The organism is Kaistella gelatinilytica, from assembly GCF_015679325.1.
In the GTDB taxonomy this organism is placed as follows: domain Bacteria; phylum Bacteroidota; class Bacteroidia; order Flavobacteriales; family Weeksellaceae; genus Kaistella; species Kaistella gelatinilytica.
Genome location: NZ_JADPVI010000001.1, coordinates 1,477,309 through 1,495,201 on the forward strand (window position 1 = coordinate 1,477,309; position 17,893 = coordinate 1,495,201).

Here is a 17,893-nt window from a genome sequence, read left to right on the forward strand (position 1 = left end):
GCGTGTGATTGATATCACTTCAATAGGAATTGCGTTGAATATTCCTTAATTTTACTCTGATGAAAAAAGTAAGTTTCTATCAAATCTTTATAAATTATAGATTTTATAAATCGAAAAAGGTTTTCTAATTGATAAAAACTGAGTACTTTTGCACTATAAAATTTAAAAACAACATATTATGTCATTAGTAGGTAAAAAATTCCCAAATATTCAGATCGACGCGATGAGCGAGATGGGAGACGATTTGAAAATTAACATTTTTGAAGAAGCCACTCAAAACGAACAAAAAGTTATATTATTCTGGTATCCGAAAGATTTCACATTCGTTTGCCCTACAGAACTTCACGCTTTCCAGGAAGCTTTAGGTGAATTCGAAAAAAGAAATACGAAAGTGATCGGAGCGTCTTGCGATACCAATGAGGTACATTTCGCGTGGTTGAATACTCCAAAAGATAACGGCGGAATCGAAGGCGTAACTTACCCTATTCTTTCAGATACGCACAGACAACTGGCAAACATGCTTGGAATTGTAGATCAGGATTTCGAATATGATGATGAAGGAAATGAGATCTTCACAGGTTCAAACGTAACTTACAGAGCAACTTATTTAATTGATGAGACTGGAAAAATTTTCCACGAAGCAGTAAATGATATGCCATTGGGAAGAAACGTAAAGGAATTTTTAAGATTGATCGATGCTTACACGCACGTTCAAAAACATGGTGAAGTTTGCCCGGCAAACTGGGAAGAAGGAAAAGATGCAATGAAAGCAGATCGAAAATCGACTGCAGAATATTTAGCAAGTCACAATAACTAAGAAATTATGTACACAGAATTAGCAGAAGATACTTTGCAGCAAATAGTTGCAGACAATGAAAAAGTAGTCGTACAATACGGCGCAACATGGTGTGGAAACTGCAGAATCATGAAGCCGAAATTCAAGAAATTAGCTTCAGAAAATGATGCGATCCCTTTCTTATATGTTGACGCTGAAAAGTTACCGGAAAGTAGAAAATTAGCGAAAGTTGATAATTTACCAACCTTTGCGATTTTCAAAAATGGGGAACTGGTGAATCAGGTTCAGTCGAACCAAGCTGAAAGTCTAATTAATTTATTTAATGAATTAAACTAATGAAATTACCTGTAATCAGACAGTTTTATCAAACGCAAACGGTTGAAAATCTGGAAAAAACACTGGAAGTTTTAGAAGCATTTTCAGAATTTAGAGGAACAACAGAAGAAGATCTGAATGTTACCGGAGAATTGATCACCAATATTTGTGGAGCGCTGGAAGTGCATGCAAATGTTGCGAATGGAATGCCCGAAAGAGATGCACTAAACTCCTTTGCACAAAAGGTTTTAGGCTCAATTGATCGATAGTATTCAGTAAAAATGAAAGAAAAAGGCGGGAAATTTTCCCGCCTTTTTTTATTGTTAATCGTCATTATTATCCCGATCCCGATCTTTGGATTTGAATCTCTTTTTATACTCTTTTCCGTTACGGTTCTCATATTTATGATCGTCGTCTTTCCTATATCGTCGATCGCCCTCGTCATCTCTTCTCTGGCGGTCGTTATTCCAGTCGCCATCTCTTTTTTTCATTTGTCCTCTCGCGTAATCTTTCGCATTGCCACCGTAAATTTTCTTGGCTTGTCCCGGCGGAAGTCTTCTTGCATTATTGTTCGGATAAAAAACCTGATGGTTGTTTCCATTTCTTCCTAAAACCCCGGGTTGACCCGAAATATCACCTGTTCTGATTATTCGACCGTTTTGATAAACGTTTCCGTTCCTATCGCGAAAAATATCATTTTGTCCGTAAACCGTTCCATCTGGAACTCTGTAAACACCACGATTGTTGGTTGGATAGTTGTTTGGGTTATTATTCCCGTAAACATCATTTGCTGTACCACACGACGACAGCACAAAAGCGAATCCCGAGAGTGCAACTATTTTAAGTAAATTTTTCATTTTTTAAATTTTAAAGATTATGGCCTAAGTTTCCATAATAGTGCCAAACTCTAAAATTCAAGAGGGATCGGAAATGGGAGAATATCTAAATACCGCTATTTCAGGAGATTATTCGAATAAAATAACATTGCACTTTATGCAGTTTTAGTGGTGCTTTTTAGAAACATTAATGACTTACAATTTATTAATTTCGAAAAAATATTAGAAATTTTTTCAATCAATTAACAATCTGTTTTTTCTAAAGTTTACTTAAACTTTCAGCGACTTTCAAAGCACATTTTTCGCCATCGATCGCCGCAGAAATAATTCCGCCTGCATAACCTGCGCCTTCACCACAAGGATATAAACCTTTGATTTGAATATGTTCTAAAGAAATATCGTGACGTGGAATTCGAACTGGCGAAGAAGTGCGGCTTTCCGGCGCGTGCAAAACCGCCTCATTGGTCAAATAACCTTTCATCGATTTTTCGAACTGCAGAAAACCTTCCCGCATGATCTGCGTTAAAAATCCGGGGAAAACCTGTCCCATTTCAACGGAAGTCGTTCCGGGGACATAAGAAGTTTTTGGAATATCTTGTGAAACTTTATTCTGCGTAAAATCGACCATTCTCTGCGCCGGAGCTTTTTGAGTTTCACCCGCTAAATGCCAAGCTTTTTGCTCAATTGCTTTCTGAAATTCCATTCCTGCTAAAGGTCCGAACTGTTGGTAAGGTTTAAAATCTTCCAGTTTTAATTCGACCACAATTCCGGAATTTGCGGTAGCTTGATCTCTTTTGGAAGGCGACCAACCATTCGTCACCACTTCTCCCGGGCTGGTTGCACATGGCGCAATTACGCCGCCTGGACACATACAGAAAGAATAAATTCCGCGACCCTGAACTTGTTTTACGACTGAATATGGCGCGGGTGGCAAAAATTCCCCGCGATAATCGCAGGAATATTGAATTTTATCGATCAATGATTGTGGATGTTCTGCGCGAACGCCCAAAGCAAAAGGTTTCGCTTCGATCAGAATATTTTTTTTATGTAATAATTCGAAAATATCACGAGCCGAGTGACCCGTTGCTAAAATAACTTTCTGAGCGGAAATTACATCTCCATTTTGCAGAACGACACCTTGCATTTCGTTATTTTTCAAGACAAAATCGGTGACGCGGGTTTCAAATAAAACTTCTCCGCCGCACGCGATAATTTTCTCCCGAATATCCTGAATAATTTGAGGTAATTTATTGGTTCCAATGTGCGGATGCGCTTCGACCATAATATCCGGAGTCGCGCCAAAACCAACGAATAGTTCTAAAACCCGGTCAATATCGCCACGCTTTTTGGAACGCGTATATAATTTTCCATCGGAATACGTTCCTGCTCCACCTTCGCCAAAACAATAATTGGAATCTTCATTGACTATTCCATCAACGTTAATGGCTTTTAAATCCCGGCGGCGACCACGAACTTCTTTTCCACGCTCTAAAACGATCGGTTTTAATCCAAGTTCAATTAATTGCAAAGCTGCAAATAATCCGGCTGGACCGGCTCCGACAACGATCACTTCCTGTTTATTTTCAACATTCGGATAATCCGGTAATTCAATTTTTGAAGCCGTATAGTCTTCACCAACAAGAAAAGCATTTCCTTTCAGATTGACTTTAATGGATTTTTGGCGTGCATCGATGGAACGTTTTAAAACCACCACTTTCTGAATTTCAGCAGGACTAATTTTACAAAATTTAGCAACCTGTTTTGCTAACAGATCTTCATTTGAAGCTGCTTCCGGTGATACTTGAAACTGAAATTCTTTTGGCATTGCGCAAAAATAAGGGAAAAGATTTAAAAATTATTATTGTAAAAAAATTACTTTTTCAGGTAAAATAAATGATCGACTGGAAAATTATAATATTTAAATTCCAACAATCTTACTTCGTCTTTCCAATAAAATAATATCCCGCCAAGCGCCATTCATCTGACCAATTTTCTCCCGATATCCAACTTCCCGAAAACCTTGTTTCTTATGAACATAAATACTGGCTTCGTTTTCCGGGAAAATTCCGGCTTGTAAAGTCCAGAACTCGTGCTCTTCACTGTCGAGAATTAATTTTTTCAATAACATCGAACCCAATCCTTTTCCCTGTACCGAATTGGATAAGTAAATACTTACTTCGGCGACCCCTTTGAAACAATCGCGATTACTAATGGGTTGTAAAGCTGCCCAACCTACGATTTCTTCATTTTCGTTCTCTAAAACAAATCGACAAATATTGAAATGTTTCTGATCCCAACATTCCCAGGTAGGTGCTGATGGATCAAACGTGGCATTTTTTCCCTCGATTCCTTCCTGGAATATTTCTAAAACTTTCTCACCATCGGCTGGTAACATTTCGCGGATTTCGTAGTTCATTTTTTCGGTAATTTATTTTAAAATCGATGTGTTTTACGGGGATATTTTCTTTTGTGATGTGAATAGTTTGTACCACTGCTTTTTTTATCCATTGATATAACACTTATATTTCCGTCAACTTCTAAAACTGCTAATTTTACGTCCTCAATTTTCTCAACACCATGTTCGCGTACTGCTTCTTCGAGCTCATCAAAATCGATATCTTCCTTTTTCATTGCAACATTATCTACGATTCCATCTCTAATTAAAATGACGGGATCAGATTCGATGAGACTTTTGATCTTAGAATTTTTGAAAATAATTTTCTTGACCACAAAATTGGAGGCAAATAAAACCAGAGCAGCAACCAAACCACCTTGTAAACTCGTATTAGAGCCGACCATGGCATTTTGCACTGCATTGGAAATGAGCAAAAGCAAGACAATATCTCCTGCATTTAACTGCGACAATTGGTTCTTACCAAAAAGCCGAATCGCTGCGAACATAAATAAGTAGACGGCAAGACTGCGTAAAGCGACATCAAGAAAGGGATTCATTATATTCTGTTTTGTAATGCAAAGTAAAAGAAATTAACTTTTAGTTTTTCAATTTGATTTTGAAAAGCATTCATTTTATTTCAGAAAAGATTTAAAACTTTATCAAAGATTGATGCAATTAATAAAAGTAGAGAAATTCAATAGTATTGAACATCTAAATCAATCAGTTCAATTCCCTTTTCAAATATTTCGCTGTCAATGATTTTCTGGATTTTACAATCTCTTCCGGAGTTCCTTTTGCGATAATTTCTCCACCATGTTTTCCACCTTCCGGACCAATGTCGATAATGTGATCTGCGAGTTTGATTACATCCAAATTATGTTCGATGATGATGAAAGAATTTCCTAATTCCACAAGTTTTGTAATCGCTTCCATTAAGACTTTTACATCTTCAAAATGCAATCCTGTTGTTGGTTCATCTAAGATATAAAGTGTATTTCCGGTTTGTCTTTTCGATAATTCGGTCGCGAGTTTTATCCGTTGTGCTTCACCACCACTCAAAGTCGTGGATTGTTGACCCATCGTAATGTAACCTAAACCAACATCCTGCATGGTTTTTACTCTCGCATAGATTTTCGGGATCGGTTGAAAAAATTCTGTCGCTTCATCGATCGTCATTTCCAAAACATCAGAAATTGATTTTCCTTTATACCGAACTTCCAGGGTTTCGCGGTTGAATCTTTTACCGTTACACGTTTCACAATGAACATAAACGTCGGGCAAGAAATTCATTTCAATGACTTTCAAACCACCACCTTGACAGGTTTCGCATCTTCCACCTTTTACGTTGAAGGAAAATCTTCCGGCTTTATAACCTCTAATTTTAGATTCGGGGAGTTCCGCGAAAAGATTTCGGATGTCGGTAAACATTCCGGTGTAAGTCGCAGGATTTGAACGTGGCGTTCTGCCGATCGGTGATTGATCAACATCTACAATTTTGTCTATATTATCAATTCCCTCAATTTTTTTGTACGGTAAAGGATCCTGAACACTTCGATAAAAATGTCGGTTCAAGATCGGATATAAAGTTCCATTAATTAAAGAAGATTTTCCACTTCCGGAAATTCCCGTAACGACAACTAATTTACCTAAAGGAATCTCAAGGTTCACATTTTTCAAGTTATTTCCTGTTGCGCCTTTTAAAGAAATCGATTTGCCGTTCCCTTCTCTTCGGGTTTCCGGAATTTCAATTTTGCGTTTTCCTGTAATATAATCTGCGGTGATGGTGTCAGCTTTCAACAACTCTTTTGGTTTTCCCTGCCAAAGAATTTCTCCACCGAATTTCCCGGCTCTTGGACCAATGTCTAAAACCTCATCAGCTTCCATGATCATGTCTTTGTCGTGCTCAACAACGATTACAGAGTTTCCGATGTCTCTTAAATTTTTCAAAGACGCGATGAGTCTTTCGTTATCTCTTTGATGCAAACCAATGGAAGGTTCATCTAAAATATAAAGCACATTGACCAGTTGCGATCCGATCTGTGTTGCAAGACGGATCCGCTGCGATTCCCCACCCGAAAGCGTTCTTGAACTTCGGCTTAAACTTAAATATTCCAAACCAACATCCAGAAGAAATTGCAGTCTGGTTTTGATTTCCTTTAAAATTTCATGACCGATTATTTTTTGTTTTGAACTGAAAGTATCTTCAACTTCATTAAGCCAGATTTTCAGATCAGAAAGTGATAGCGCATTAATTTCTGCAATGTTTTTTCCATCGATCTTAAAACTCAAACTTGAAGGCTGCAAACGCGTTCCTTTACATTCCGGACAGGTTTCTTCCGTCGTAAAATGTCTTTCCAATAAAATCGCATCGTAACTTTCTTTATCATCGATCATTTCATTGATGATCGGAACCAGACCGTCGAAATTGACCTTTATTTTTTTGGTAATTCCGGCGTATTTTAGATCCTTGTTAAATTCTTTGTGACAACCATGATACACGTATTCAAGCGCTTCTTTCGGAATATCTTTGAACGGTGTCGCTAAACTCAAACCGAAGATCTCTAAAATATTTTTGATCTGACCAGAGATCCATTTGTTGGATTTCATATCTTCCAGAGGAAGCAAACCTCCCTGATTGATAGAAAGTTTAGGATTCTCTACAAAATAATCGGTGTTGACTCTTTTCACTTCGCCCAAACCTTTGCAATAAGGGCAACTTCCTTTCGGAGAATTGAAGGAAAAGGTGTTAGGTTCGGGTAAAGCCAAAGATTGTCCGGACTCATCATCCATCAAATTTTTGGAGAAATAATCGATCTCATCGCTGCCTAATTTCTGAATTCCAATAACGCCTTCCCCCATTTGTAAAGCGGTTTTCAGCGATTTTTCCATGCGGTTTTCTGAAGCACTTTCGCCGATGATCCAGCGGTCGATCACAATATCGATATCGTGGGTTTTGTAGCGGTCGAGTTTTAAATCGTATTCAATATCCTGCAGATCTCCGTCGATTCTGGCTTGCCCGTAACCTTTCTTCGCCATCTGGATAAAAAGTTCATGGTAATGTCCTTTTCTGGAACGCACTACAGGAGCCATCAACATTACCTTTTCACCCTTGTAATTTTTATTGATGGTTTCTAAGATCTGCTCTTCCGTATAACTCACCAGTTTTTTTCCGGAATGCAAAGAATACGCATCGGAAACTCTGGCGAAAAGTAAACGCAGATAATCGTAGAGTTCGGTCACTGTCCCAACGGTTGAACGTGGATTTTTATTCGTGGTTTTCTGTTCGATGGCGATCACGGGAGAAAGTCCGTCGATCTTGTCGACATCCGGTCTTTCTAAACCGCCAAGAAACTGTCTTGCATAAGCCGAAAAAGTTTCGATATATCGTCTTTGACCTTCTGCGAAAATGGTATCAAAAGCCAGGGAAGATTTTCCACTCCCGGAAAGTCCGGTGATCACAACGAGTTCATTGCGGGGAATTTTGACGTCTATATTTTTGAGATTGTGTTCACGGGCACCGTAAACTTCGATATATTCTTTCTGATCTTTCATTGTAATGTTCCAAAATTCAATTTTTGGAATTCTGCAAAAATACGGAAATTTTATAGGATTATAAAGTCTGACATTCTTTATTATTATTCCTTAAAGTTCTGAGAATGATTAAAAAAAGCATCTTAAATTTTATTCAAAAAATGATTTACGCTGAATTTGATTGAATTAAAATCACCTCAATATGAGTTTTCCTACCGATCTGGAAATTGCAGAATCCTCGAACATCTTACTCATCAAAAAGATTGCCGAAAAAGCTTCTTTTAATTTAAATTTCTTCGCATGAAAAATTGAAATTATTCCATTTGAACATGTAATTCCAACTTTCCAACATTTCGTAAGACTCGATCATTCATTACCTTTACTTCAATATAAAACCAACTATTTTCAATAATAAAGTATCTGTTACAGTTGGCGAAATAATCATTTAAAAGTTAAAAAGTTATGGAAAATTTAAAAGGACAAGTCGTAATCGTTACAGGTGGAGCGTCGGGAATTGGCGGTGCTCTAACATCGGTTCTCGTCAAACGTGGTGCCTCTGTAGTTGCTGTAGATATCAACGAAGAAGCCGGAAAAAATAAAGTAAAAGAAAGTCCGCAAAACATTGTATTCCTAAATGGTGACGTATCCAAAGAAGCCGTCGCAGAAGAAGCGGTAAAGCTGGCTGTTTCAAAATTTGGAAAACTAACCGGATTGGTCAACAACGCACACGCTTCTCGCCAAAAACCGCTGATGGAATTAACGGCAGACGATTGGGCTTTATCTTTTGGAACTGGATTTAATGCAACCCTTCATTTTATGAAAGCCGCCTATGCTGAATTAAAAAAATCAAAAGGTTCGGTGGTCAATTTTGGATCCGGTGCCGCCCTGAACGGACAGGCTACGCAGGCAAGTTATGCTGCTGCCAAAGAAGCCATTCGAGGTTTGAGCCGTGTTGCAGCGACGGAATGGGGCAAAGATAATATTCGAGTTAATGTCGTTTGTCCACTGGCTTTAACTGAAGGTGTTATCCAATGGCGAGAAAGCAGTCCGGAGCAGTACAAGCAAATTGCCGATCATATTCCGTTGAGTCATTTTGGAGATCCTGAAAACGATATTGCACCAATTGTGGCCTTTCTATTGAGTGACGACAGTCAATATATGACAGGTCAAACAATTATGGCAGATGGTGGGGATATTAAATTAAGATAAAATTTAGTTGCTTTTGACTGAATTAAATTGCTGAAGAATAGTTAATCGAAAGATTTGCTATTCTTTTTTTTGTAAAAAACAGAACTACTGATGTAAAGCATGAATAAAAAATTGATTTCCAAATTGATTTCCACTAAATTTGATTGAATTAAAAATACCAGAATATGAGTTTCCCTACCGATCTAGAAATTGCAGAATCCGCCGACATTCAATTGATCAAAAATATCGCTGATAAAGTAGGCATTGATCATGATGACCTTGAATATTACGGAAAGTATAAAACCAAAATTCCGCTCCAATATATCGACGAAGAGAAGATCAAAAAAGCAAAATTGATTTTGGTTACTGCGATTAATCCAACTCCGGCGGGAGAAGGAAAAACGACAGTTTCTGTAGGATTGAGTGATGGCTTGAATAAGATCGGTAAAAAGTCGATTGCAGTTTTACGGGAACCTTCGCTCGGTCCGGTTTTCGGCATGAAAGGTGGCGCTGCAGGTGGCGGTTACGCACAACTCATTCCGATGATTGATATCAACTTGCATTTTACAGGAGATTTCTCGGCCATTGAAAAATCCAATAATTTACTTTCTGCGCTTATCGATAATAATTTACAGAACAAGAAATTTTCTTTAAATATTGATCCACGAACAATTGTGTGGAAACGTGTCATGGATATGAATGACCGCTCGCTGCGAAATATCGTCATTGGTTTGGGTGGTTCCAATAACGGAATTACGCGGGAAGAAGGATTCAACATTACGCCGGCAAGTGAAGTGATGGCGATTTTGTGTTTGAGTAAAGATTTTGAAGATCTGAAAAACCGTTTGGGAAATATTTTTGTTGGATATACCTTCGATAAGAAACCTATTTTCGCAAGAGATCTGAAAGCAGAAAATGCGATGGCTATTTTATTAAAAGATGCGATCAAACCAAATCTCGTTCAGAGTTTAGAAGGAAATCCAGCCATTCTTCACGGCGGACCGTTTGCGAATATTGCACAGGGAACAAACAGCATTATTGCCACAAAAATGGGACTTTCCTTAGCAGATTATGTGGTAACAGAAGCAGGATTTGGTGCAGATCTGGGCGCGGAAAAATTCTTGCATATCAAATGTCATTACGGAAATATAAAACCTGATGCATATGTAATTGTGGCAACAATTCGTGCATTGAGATATCAAGGTGGCGCCAAAAAAGGAGAATATGAAAGTCCGAATTTACCAAGTCTGAAAAAGGGTTTCGAGAATTTGACGAAACATATTGAAAACGGTTTTAAATTAGGTTTTAGACCGATCATTGCTATTAATCATTTCGCGGCAGATTCTCCGGAGGAAATCGATTTCCTTATTTCTGAATGTGATAAACTCGGTGTGAAAGCAATTCTTGCCGATGAATTTACAAAAGGTGGCGCCGGAATGACAGACCTTGCAGAAGAAGTTGTTCGTGCTGCGAATTCCGGGGAAAATAATTTTGAACCTTTATATCAGGTTGAAGATTCTGTAGAAAATAAAATTGAGACGATCGCAAAAGAAGTTTACGGCGCGGACAGCGTTGTTTATTCCCAAAAAGCGAAAACCCAACTGAAAACAATTTACAATCTGGGTTTTGATAATCTGCCCATTTGTATGGCTAAAACACAGAAATCTTTGACCGATGATGAAACAAAAATCGGTAGACCAACAAATTTTAACATCACCGTTCGGGAGTTTGAATTTGCGGCGGGTGCCGGATTTATTATTCCGATTTTGGGAGATATGATGAGAATGCCGGGATTGCCAAATGTTCCTGCAGCGGAAGGAATGTTCATCGATAAAGATGGGAAAATTACGGGGTTGAGTTAAATAATAAGGCTGTTCAATTTGATGCAGTGTAATATTAAACACATTATTCACATTAGTTTTAGAAAAGGATTCTTTCCAAAAGCACGCCTTAGTTGCGACGATTATAGATCTTCGATTAAAGAAAAGGTTTTTAATTGCACCATGCATTCTATTGAAACTTAAGAGCGGTTGAGTATTAGTTGATTTTTTTCAGGAATTTTAAAAACGAATCGTGGTACTTGCGAAAATTGCGCCCCGACTTGAGTGGAGCTCTTTTTGTGAGGAGGTACGACGAGGAAAAAAGCGGGAACGGAGGGCGGAAATGTGCGCCCCAAAAAATAATAGCCTCATGCAACCATTTCTTATCATAGGTCAAGTGGTAGTTGAAAATCTTCTCTTAGTTTTGCAGACTTAAATTCAACTAACAGTTAACAATGAAAAAACTATCAATCCTGGCAATTTCTGCATTTTTATTTGCAGTGTCTTGTAAAGAATCTAAAACCGACAGCGCGACCACTTCTACGGAACAAGCGGTGGCCGAAAACAAAGGGGAAACTTTCACCGTAAATGCAGACAGCAGCACCGTAAACTGGACCGCGTCTCATAAAGGCGGACTGAACCCAAGATTTGGAACGACAAAAACAACAGGAACTTTATCTGTAGAAAATGGAAATTTGACATCCGGGAGTTTAACTTCTGATATCAACAGTTTGACGACTGATCCAAAATCAGTAGATCCCGCAGCAACCGAAGGAAAAACTTCTGCTGATCTGGATACTCACTTGAAAAGTGCCGATTTTTTCGATACTGCAAAATATCCTACCGTGAAATTTGAAATTACGAAAGTAGCAGATCTAGCTGCAGGTACAGAGAGCAAAACAGACGGTGCGAACAAAACGGTAAGCGGAAATTTGACGATCAAAGATAAAACGGTGAACGTAACCTTCCCTGCGAAAGTTGAAGTTACCGGTAATGAAGTGAAAATGTGGTCCAAATTTACCATCAACAGACAAGATTGGGGTTTAGCTTACGGAACAGACGGTGACGCGAAAGACTGGATGATCTCGAAAGATGTTGATCTTGAGCTTAATATTGTTGCCAATAAATAATTTATTTTCAAAATTATAAATACGGAAGCCACATTTATTGTGGCTTTTTTTGTGTCTGATTTTTTATGATATTACAATTTTGGGGGTCTTAATTTGGCCAAAAAAACCACTAATTCTTTCGAATAAGTGGTTGTGGAGGATATCGGGATCGAACCGACCACCTCAACACTGCCAGTGTTGCGCTCTAGCCAGATGAGCTAATCCCCCATTTCTCTAAAATTTTAGATTTTAAATTCTGAATTTTAGATTTGCAATGATACAAATTTTTGGGAGTTAAAAGCAAAAATCGAATGTTTTTATTTTTAAACGATATCGTCAATAGAAATAATAATTTATTTCCAGATCAGAAATAATGTTCCGGCGATAATTAAACTTCCGCCGACTGCGGTTTTCCAGGTTAGAGTTTCGCCTAAAAAGATAACGGCAAATATGATGGTTAAAGCCAAACTGAGTTTATCGATTCCAGCGACTTTCGAGACTTCGCCCATTTGCAAAGCTTTAAAATAAAAGATCCAGGAAAATCCGGTTGCTAAACCTGAAATTCCTAGAAAGATCCAGTTTCTTTGGGACAGTTCGCCAATTCCTTTGTATTCCTGGCGAAAAAAAACGATGAGCCAGATCATGACCAAAACAACGACCGTTCGAATGGCGGTTGCTAAGTTTGAGTTGACGTTTTCAACTCCGATCTTCGCAAATATTGCGGTTGCTGCTGCAAATAAAGCGGAAAGTAAAGCGTAGATCCACCACATCTTGTTTTATGTTTTGTTGATTAACCGTGTCAAGGTTCAGAACCTTGACACGGTTTTAGTTTCAATTTAGAAACTCGTTAGTAGGTCGAGTAATCTGTTCACCCGTTTTCAAATCTTTGATCGTAATTTTTCCTTCGGAAATTTCCTGTTCTCCGTAAAAAACGAGATTAGGAATTCCTTTCTTTTCGGCGTAGGTAAATTGCTTTTTCAGTTTTGCATCTTCCGGATAAAGCTCTGCAGAAATACCTTTCGCACGAAGCTGCGCAATGACTTTCATTGCGGCGAAAGATTCTTTTTCTCCATAATTAGCAAAAAGATAACTCACGGTTTTTACAGAATCTTGTGGAAATAATTGCAGTTCTTCCATCACGAGATAAATTCGGTCGAGACCAAAAGAAATTCCAATTCCGGGAATGTTTTTTACGCCAAAAACTTCCGTCAAATTATCGTAACGTCCGCCGCCGCCGATGGAACCCATCGCAACATTATTGGCTTTGACTTCGAAAATTGCGCCTGTGTAATAATCGAGTCCTCTCGCTAAAGTGATATCAAATTTTAAACTTTCTTCAGAAACACCTAATTCCAGACAAGTTTTCAAAACAAATTCTAACTCTTCTACTCCGCTTGTTCCGATTTCGTTGCCTGCAAATTTTTCTTTCAATTGCAACACATTTTCCAATGCATTACTACTTTGAGAAAAAAGAAAATCTAGCTTTTCTATGGATTCCTGAGCGATATTTTTTTCTAATAATTCTTTAACAACACCTTCTTTTCCAATCTTATCGAGCTTGTCGAGTGCGACCGTAAAATCGATGAGCTGGTCAGAAATTCCCGCCAATTCTGCTAAACCGGAAAGAATTTTTCGATTGTTTAAATGAATGGTTACCGGAATTTTTAATTCTGAAAAAGACTTCAAATACAACTGAACCAGTTCCACTTCCTGCCACAAACTTTCGCTTCCAACAACATCAGCATCACATTGATAAAATTCACGGAAACGCCCTTTCTGTGGACGATCAGCTCGCCAAACCGGTTGAATTTGATAGCGCTTAAAAGGAAAAGTCATTTGTCCATGATTCATCGCAACATATCTTGCGAAAGGAACGGTGAGATCGTAACGCAAAGCTTTTTCTGAAATTTGAGAAATCAGTTTCTGCGAATTTTTAGTGGACCAATCTTCATCTTTTGTTTTCGAAGCGTAATCCCCGGAATTCAAAATTTTAAAAATCAAGCGATCTCCTTCTTCACCGTACTTCCCGGTTAAAGTCGAAAGGTTTTCAAAACTTGGTGTTTCTAAAGGCTGGAAACCAAAAAGTTCAAAATTAGTCTGTAAAATATTGGTGATGAATTTTCTCCTGTAAACTTCTTCGGCGGAAAAATCGCGGGTTCCTTTTGCTAAACTGGGCTTCATGATTATAATTGATGAGTAATGAATGATTGATTATGAGTGATGAGTAATTGGCAATGGGTAATTATCAATGCAATTACTTCGCTTTCGACTGCAAAAATACGGAATTGAAAAGGATTTTTATTAGTATTTAAACGGCGGTTTTTTTGGAGATTGAATTTATAAATTTGAAAACAGATTCTTTTTAAACCTCATTTTTAAGATGAATTTTTAAAGCGATTATTCAATAGTTTTCATTTTTTCTGATAATCTTTCAGCTAAATTTTCAATATCTTCTTTCCTGGCTAATTGTTGAATCCAATTCTCGGGAATATTTTGAAAGCCATAAAGTAATCCTGCAAGTCCACCGGTGACGCCTGCAGTTGTATCGGTATCTTCGCCTAAATTGACGGCTTTCAAAGTTGCGTCTTTGTAATTTTTGGTTGTCAATAAACACCAGATACTTGCTTCGAGCGTGTGAATTACATATCCGGTGCTCAAAATATTTTCTTCTGGCAATTCAAAAATATCTTCGCTTAAAAGTCGGTCAAAAAAAGAAATCTCTTTTTGGTTGATGGAAATAGATGTTAAAAACTCCGGGATTTCTCTTTGTAAATTTTTATAAATCTCGAATTTATCGATCTGGGAAATTAATTGTCGGGCAAATTCAAGATAATAAAAACATGCGATCACCGAACGAATATGTCCGTGCGTAATTGAAGAAACTTGTTTTGTAATTTGATAGCGCTCATCAACGGGTTTATCAATAATGTAAAAAAGCAGGGGCAAAATTCTCATCAACGAACCATTACCATTGGAAGAAACTTCAGAACCTCCCGCTAAATCTGGTCTTTCGTTTTTTGCAAGGCGGTTAATTGCTTCTCTTGTTGCGATCCCGATATCGAAAACATTTCCTCTTGCAGTCCAATAATTTTCCTGAACCCATTTTACGAAATTTTGACCGATTACCTTTAAATCGAATTCTTGCGTTAACGCTTCAGCAAGACAAAAAGTAAGAGAGCTGTCGTCGGAAAAAGTTCCCGGAGGCAAATTATACGTTCCAAATCCGATCATATCTTTTACCGGATTTCGGCTGATTATTTCTCTACTTTTGAATTCAACCGGTACGCCAAGTGCATCTCCAACTGCAACACCAAACAAGGCTGATTTAATGTTTTCTTTCAGGTCTTTCATAATTAATCCTTAAAATTTAATTTATTGATTATTGATATTTTTATAGATTCTAAAACTATTTCGATTGTTCCTAAGTACAAAGTAAAATAGAAAAATATTAATTAAAATTTCTAAAGATGCTTGATCATCCAAAGGTTGCAACCTGAATGTCCGGAATTTCCCAAAGGTTTTTCCAGATATTTAAAACCCTGCTTTTCGTAAATGGAAACTGCGGTCGAAAATTCCGGTAAACTTTCTATGTAAATTGATTGATATCCAGACTTTTTCGCAAACTCAATACTTTCTTCCATAAGCATTTTGCCCAAACCTTTTCCGCGAAAATCTTTAGCGATATAAAACTTAACCAATTCTGCACAATTTTCCGGTAAACCTTCTGTAGGGAAAATCCCGCAGCAACCGCATAATTCCCCATCTGCTTCTGCTACAAAGAGTGCTGAATTTTCCTGTTGGAAAAGCTCGTATAAATTATCGGTCGTTGGATCAACATAAACTGTTCCGTCCGTGGCAACATTGAAATCATGAAAGCAGCTGCGAATGATTGTAGCTAATAATTGATTATCTGATTTTTGAATTTCTCTGATCGTAATTTCCATTTTATAAATTTAAAAAAAACTTAGTGAATTCATCAACTAAAAAAAGAATCTTACTCTCAATAAAATTGCAACTGAAAAAGGCCGAAGAAAATTTCTCCGGTCTTTCTGAAAATATATAGAATTTGTGTTTTAGACCGTTTCTAAAATCTCAATGATTTCTTCCCCATAATTTTCGATCTTGTATTTACCAAAACCTTTGATATCAAGAAGTTCCTCTTTTTTAATCGGTTTGTATTTCGCGATGGAAAGCAATTCTTTGTTGGTGGCGATTAAATAAACCGGCAGGCTTTTCTCCTTCGCTTTTTCACTGCGCCAGAGTTTTAGGGAATCGAGGATTTTTATTTCATCAATATTCAGCTGCTCCTGTTCTGCACTGTATTTTTCAGATTTAGGTTCGTTGAACTGGACTTTTAATTCCTCATAATAAAGGATCACCGACCAGTAATTTTCATCATCTTTTACAAAAGCAGTTTCATATTTCAAGATGTTGTTTTCCTGCAGAAAGTGATCGAGCGTTTTTTGATCGTTGTAAATAAACTCTTCGGAAAGGCGTATTTTAAAAATTTTAGTTTTCATCGCTTTGTGTTTTTATAATTATTTGTTTAAAAAAAAAGAGAAGCAAGCCGAATTCGATAGGCTAAAATCCGGCTGATCTTCTCCAACCATAACTATTTTCCACTCAAAAGAACAAGTTCCTCTACACGGATTTCGGTTGTAAATCTTTTGATTCCTTCTTTATCTTCATAATTTTTATACACTACTTTTCCTTCTACGGCGATCTCTTTGCCTTTTTCAACATACTTTTCCATAATGTCGGCCAACTTTCCGTTGACAACCAGATTGTGCCATTGGGTTTCCTCTACTTTTTCTCCCAATGCATTGGTGTAATGATCGGTGGTCGCCAAACTTACTTTAGCTAATTTTCCGTTTTCGAATTTCACGATCTCTACGTCTTTTCCTGTTCTACCGATTAGGGTAACTTTGTTTCTTAGTGACATGGCTTTAAATTTTATAATTAAACATTAGAAACGAGTCTCACTGATTTTCCTCGAATCTCTGTTGCAAAGGTTCATCGGTTACCAAAATTTAGTCGGTAAAGAAGTGTTTATTATCGTTTGTAGTCGTTTGTATCGAGTATAAAACTGATAATCAATGCTTTATTTTCATTTTTAAGAAGCGCAAAGATTACATTTTCTCCAAAATTTCGCACCCGCTTTTCGTTTCAATCTTTTTCATCTCGTCAAAAGCCGAGACAAAAAAGGATTTCCACTGCGATCGGGGCTAAAATTTAGGGTATATTATCTTTCGAAAGTGCGTCGGAAATGTACCACAAGTAAAAGTACCATTTGATAATCGATAGGGAATTTGTACTATTTTAGCTTAGCAATAAAGTATGATTCAAATACAACCATATTTTGGCGTGTTTGTGAAACAAGATAATACATATAAAAAAGTTGTAGGATATACCTAAAGAAACGCACATGAAAAGAATACTTTACTTTTTACCATTTTTTTTGATTTTTAACTGTCAAAAAAAAGAAATTATAATTGAAAACAAACCGACTGAAAAAATAGAAGTTGATTCCATCGCTCATAGAATCGAGGGTTTACCAAATGATGAATTCAGAGAAAAAGTATTGCCTACTTTGCAGCATGATAGTGACAAAAAAAAACTGCTAAACATTCTGAAAAATTTAGATGAAAAGAAAATTTCTTTTTGTGAATATGTTGAAATGGAATATAAGTTTGATGATTCCTGTTATGCAGTCGCAAAGAATAAATTTCCAAAACCATCAATGCAAAAATCTTTTACAAATTATCATGACAAAATTTTTGGCAAAGGACATTTAGCATTAGTCAAAAAATATAATTTAACTGAAAAGGATGCAGATCTTTTAACAACTATATATGCTTTTGATTCAAATTCAAGAAATTTATGTGGAGAATTCTAAGCAGAAG

At 37.2% G+C, this 17,893-nt stretch carries 18 protein-coding genes and 1 tRNA gene; 7 read left to right on the top strand and 12 right to left on the bottom strand.

What is annotated here, in order from left to right:
* The first annotated feature begins 178 nt into the window (after positions 1-178).
* Genes IV494_RS06600 through IV494_RS06610 form a run of 3 tightly spaced genes read left to right on the top strand, consistent with a single transcriptional unit; the run spans position 179 to position 1,380 of the window.
* Complete coding sequence (locus tag IV494_RS06600) at positions 179-817, top strand: peroxiredoxin (protein WP_196079343.1); 639 nt, start codon at positions 179-181, stop codon at positions 815-817.
* A 6-nt stretch (positions 818-823) separates the two neighbouring features.
* On the top strand, positions 824-1,132 hold the full coding sequence (locus tag IV494_RS06605; protein ID WP_196079344.1) for a thioredoxin family protein: 309 nt from the start codon (positions 824-826) through the stop codon (positions 1,130-1,132).
* Entirely contained in the window at positions 1,132-1,380 is a 249-nt protein-coding gene (locus tag IV494_RS06610) for a DUF6952 family protein (protein ID WP_196079345.1), read from the top strand. Before IV494_RS06605 ends, IV494_RS06610 begins: the two co-directional genes overlap by 1 nt.
* A gap of 54 nt (positions 1,381-1,434) precedes the next feature.
* Here IV494_RS06610 and IV494_RS14710 read toward each other — a convergent pair whose 3' ends face one another.
* From IV494_RS14710 to uvrA, 5 genes are all read right to left on the bottom strand, one after another.
* Positions 1,435-1,968, bottom strand: coding sequence for a hypothetical protein (locus IV494_RS14710; RefSeq protein ID WP_230379923.1), 534 nt, complete (start codon positions 1,966-1,968; stop codon positions 1,435-1,437).
* Positions 1,969-2,206: 238 nt separating this feature from the next.
* Positions 2,207-3,772 (bottom strand): NAD(P)/FAD-dependent oxidoreductase, encoded by a 1,566-nt coding sequence (locus IV494_RS06620; protein ID WP_196079346.1) that lies wholly within the window; start codon positions 3,770-3,772, stop codon positions 2,207-2,209.
* A gap of 93 nt (positions 3,773-3,865) precedes the next feature.
* On the bottom strand, positions 3,866-4,363 hold the full coding sequence (locus IV494_RS06625; RefSeq protein WP_196079347.1) for a GNAT family N-acetyltransferase: 498 nt from the start codon (positions 4,361-4,363) through the stop codon (positions 3,866-3,868).
* 17 nt (positions 4,364-4,380) lie between these two features.
* Positions 4,381-4,899 carry a DUF421 domain-containing protein gene (locus IV494_RS06630; protein ID WP_196079348.1) on the bottom strand — a complete coding sequence of 173 codons (519 nt, stop codon included), beginning with the start codon at positions 4,897-4,899 and terminating at the stop codon, positions 4,381-4,383.
* 163 nt (positions 4,900-5,062) lie between these two features.
* Entirely contained in the window at positions 5,063-7,894 is a 2,832-nt protein-coding gene (gene uvrA / locus IV494_RS06635) for an excinuclease ABC subunit UvrA (protein WP_196079349.1), read from the bottom strand.
* 441 nt (positions 7,895-8,335) lie between these two features.
* On the opposite strand from uvrA, the gene IV494_RS06640 reads away from it, so the two are divergent.
* The 3 genes from IV494_RS06640 (at position 8,336) to IV494_RS06650 (ending at position 12,011) form a co-directional block, all read left to right on the top strand.
* Entirely contained in the window at positions 8,336-9,082 is a 747-nt protein-coding gene (locus IV494_RS06640; protein ID WP_196079350.1) for an SDR family NAD(P)-dependent oxidoreductase, read from the top strand.
* A 164-nt stretch (positions 9,083-9,246) separates the two neighbouring features.
* On the top strand, positions 9,247-10,923 hold the full coding sequence (locus IV494_RS06645; RefSeq protein WP_196079351.1) for a formate--tetrahydrofolate ligase: 1,677 nt from the start codon (positions 9,247-9,249) through the stop codon (positions 10,921-10,923).
* Between the two features lie 413 nt (positions 10,924-11,336).
* Complete coding sequence (locus tag IV494_RS06650) at positions 11,337-12,011, top strand: YceI family protein (protein WP_196079352.1); 675 nt, start codon at positions 11,337-11,339, stop codon at positions 12,009-12,011.
* Positions 12,012-12,144: 133 nt separating this feature from the next.
* Here the strand turns inward: IV494_RS06650 and IV494_RS06655 are convergent.
* The 7 genes from IV494_RS06655 to IV494_RS06685 form a co-directional block, all read right to left on the bottom strand.
* A tRNA-Ala gene (locus IV494_RS06655) sits at positions 12,145-12,218 on the bottom strand.
* 125 nt (positions 12,219-12,343) lie between these two features.
* Positions 12,344-12,760, bottom strand: coding sequence for an EamA family transporter (locus IV494_RS06660; RefSeq protein ID WP_196079353.1), 417 nt, complete (start codon positions 12,758-12,760; stop codon positions 12,344-12,346).
* A gap of 61 nt (positions 12,761-12,821) precedes the next feature.
* The gene (gene hisS / locus IV494_RS06665) at positions 12,822-14,171 is read right to left on the bottom strand and encodes a histidine--tRNA ligase (RefSeq protein ID WP_196079354.1); all 1,350 of its coding nucleotides are present in this window, start codon (positions 14,169-14,171) and stop codon (positions 12,822-12,824) included.
* A 216-nt stretch (positions 14,172-14,387) separates the two neighbouring features.
* A complete protein-coding gene (locus tag IV494_RS06670; protein ID WP_196079355.1) occupies positions 14,388-15,341 on the bottom strand; it encodes an ADP-ribosylglycohydrolase family protein in 954 nt (317 codons plus the stop codon).
* Between the two features lie 110 nt (positions 15,342-15,451).
* Positions 15,452-15,934 (bottom strand): GNAT family N-acetyltransferase, encoded by a 483-nt coding sequence (locus tag IV494_RS06675; protein ID WP_196079356.1) that lies wholly within the window; start codon positions 15,932-15,934, stop codon positions 15,452-15,454.
* A gap of 129 nt (positions 15,935-16,063) precedes the next feature.
* Positions 16,064-16,510, bottom strand: a complete 447-nt coding sequence (locus IV494_RS06680; RefSeq protein ID WP_196079357.1) for an HRDC domain-containing protein — start codon at positions 16,508-16,510, stop codon at positions 16,064-16,066.
* Between the two features lie 92 nt (positions 16,511-16,602).
* A complete protein-coding gene (locus tag IV494_RS06685; protein WP_039353994.1) occupies positions 16,603-16,932 on the bottom strand; it encodes a single-stranded DNA-binding protein in 330 nt (109 codons plus the stop codon).
* Positions 16,933-17,415: 483 nt separating this feature from the next.
* Between IV494_RS06685 and IV494_RS06690 the strand changes: the two genes are divergently transcribed.
* On the top strand, positions 17,416-17,886 hold the full coding sequence (locus IV494_RS06690) for a hypothetical protein (RefSeq protein ID WP_196079358.1): 471 nt from the start codon (positions 17,416-17,418) through the stop codon (positions 17,884-17,886).
* Positions 17,887-17,893 lie beyond the last annotated feature (7 nt).

What these genes read in the sequence shown, in the direction of transcription:
- IV494_RS06600 (WP_196079343.1), top strand. Translation starts at nt 179, where the DNA reads ATGTCATTAGTAGGTAAAAAATTCCCAAATATTCAGATCGACGCGATG.
- IV494_RS06605 (WP_196079344.1), top strand. Translation starts at nt 824, where the DNA reads ATGTACACAGAATTAGCAGAAGATACTTTGCAGCAAATAGTTGCAGAC.
- IV494_RS06610 (WP_196079345.1), top strand. Translation starts at nt 1,132, where the DNA reads ATGAAATTACCTGTAATCAGACAGTTTTATCAAACGCAAACGGTTGAA.
- IV494_RS14710 (WP_230379923.1), bottom strand. Translation starts at nt 1,968, where the DNA reads ATGAAAAATTTACTTAAAATAGTTGCACTCTCGGGATTCGCTTTTGTG.
- IV494_RS06620 (WP_196079346.1), bottom strand. Translation starts at nt 3,772, where the DNA reads ATGCCAAAAGAATTTCAGTTTCAAGTATCACCGGAAGCAGCTTCAAAT.
- IV494_RS06625 (WP_196079347.1), bottom strand. Translation starts at nt 4,363, where the DNA reads ATGAACTACGAAATCCGCGAAATGTTACCAGCCGATGGTGAGAAAGTT.
- IV494_RS06630 (WP_196079348.1), bottom strand. Translation starts at nt 4,899, where the DNA reads ATGAATCCCTTTCTTGATGTCGCTTTACGCAGTCTTGCCGTCTACTTA.
- uvrA (WP_196079349.1), bottom strand. Translation starts at nt 7,894, where the DNA reads ATGAAAGATCAGAAAGAATATATCGAAGTTTACGGTGCCCGTGAACAC.
- IV494_RS06640 (WP_196079350.1), top strand. Translation starts at nt 8,336, where the DNA reads ATGGAAAATTTAAAAGGACAAGTCGTAATCGTTACAGGTGGAGCGTCG.
- IV494_RS06645 (WP_196079351.1), top strand. Translation starts at nt 9,247, where the DNA reads ATGAGTTTCCCTACCGATCTAGAAATTGCAGAATCCGCCGACATTCAA.
- IV494_RS06650 (WP_196079352.1), top strand. Translation starts at nt 11,337, where the DNA reads ATGAAAAAACTATCAATCCTGGCAATTTCTGCATTTTTATTTGCAGTG.
- IV494_RS06660 (WP_196079353.1), bottom strand. Translation starts at nt 12,760, where the DNA reads ATGTGGTGGATCTACGCTTTACTTTCCGCTTTATTTGCAGCAGCAACC.
- hisS (WP_196079354.1), bottom strand. Translation starts at nt 14,171, where the DNA reads ATGAAGCCCAGTTTAGCAAAAGGAACCCGCGATTTTTCCGCCGAAGAA.
- IV494_RS06670 (WP_196079355.1), bottom strand. Translation starts at nt 15,341, where the DNA reads ATGAAAGACCTGAAAGAAAACATTAAATCAGCCTTGTTTGGTGTTGCA.
- IV494_RS06675 (WP_196079356.1), bottom strand. Translation starts at nt 15,934, where the DNA reads ATGGAAATTACGATCAGAGAAATTCAAAAATCAGATAATCAATTATTA.
- IV494_RS06680 (WP_196079357.1), bottom strand. Translation starts at nt 16,510, where the DNA reads ATGAAAACTAAAATTTTTAAAATACGCCTTTCCGAAGAGTTTATTTAC.
- IV494_RS06685 (WP_039353994.1), bottom strand. Translation starts at nt 16,932, where the DNA reads ATGTCACTAAGAAACAAAGTTACCCTAATCGGTAGAACAGGAAAAGAC.
- IV494_RS06690 (WP_196079358.1), top strand. Translation starts at nt 17,416, where the DNA reads ATGAAAAGAATACTTTACTTTTTACCATTTTTTTTGATTTTTAACTGT.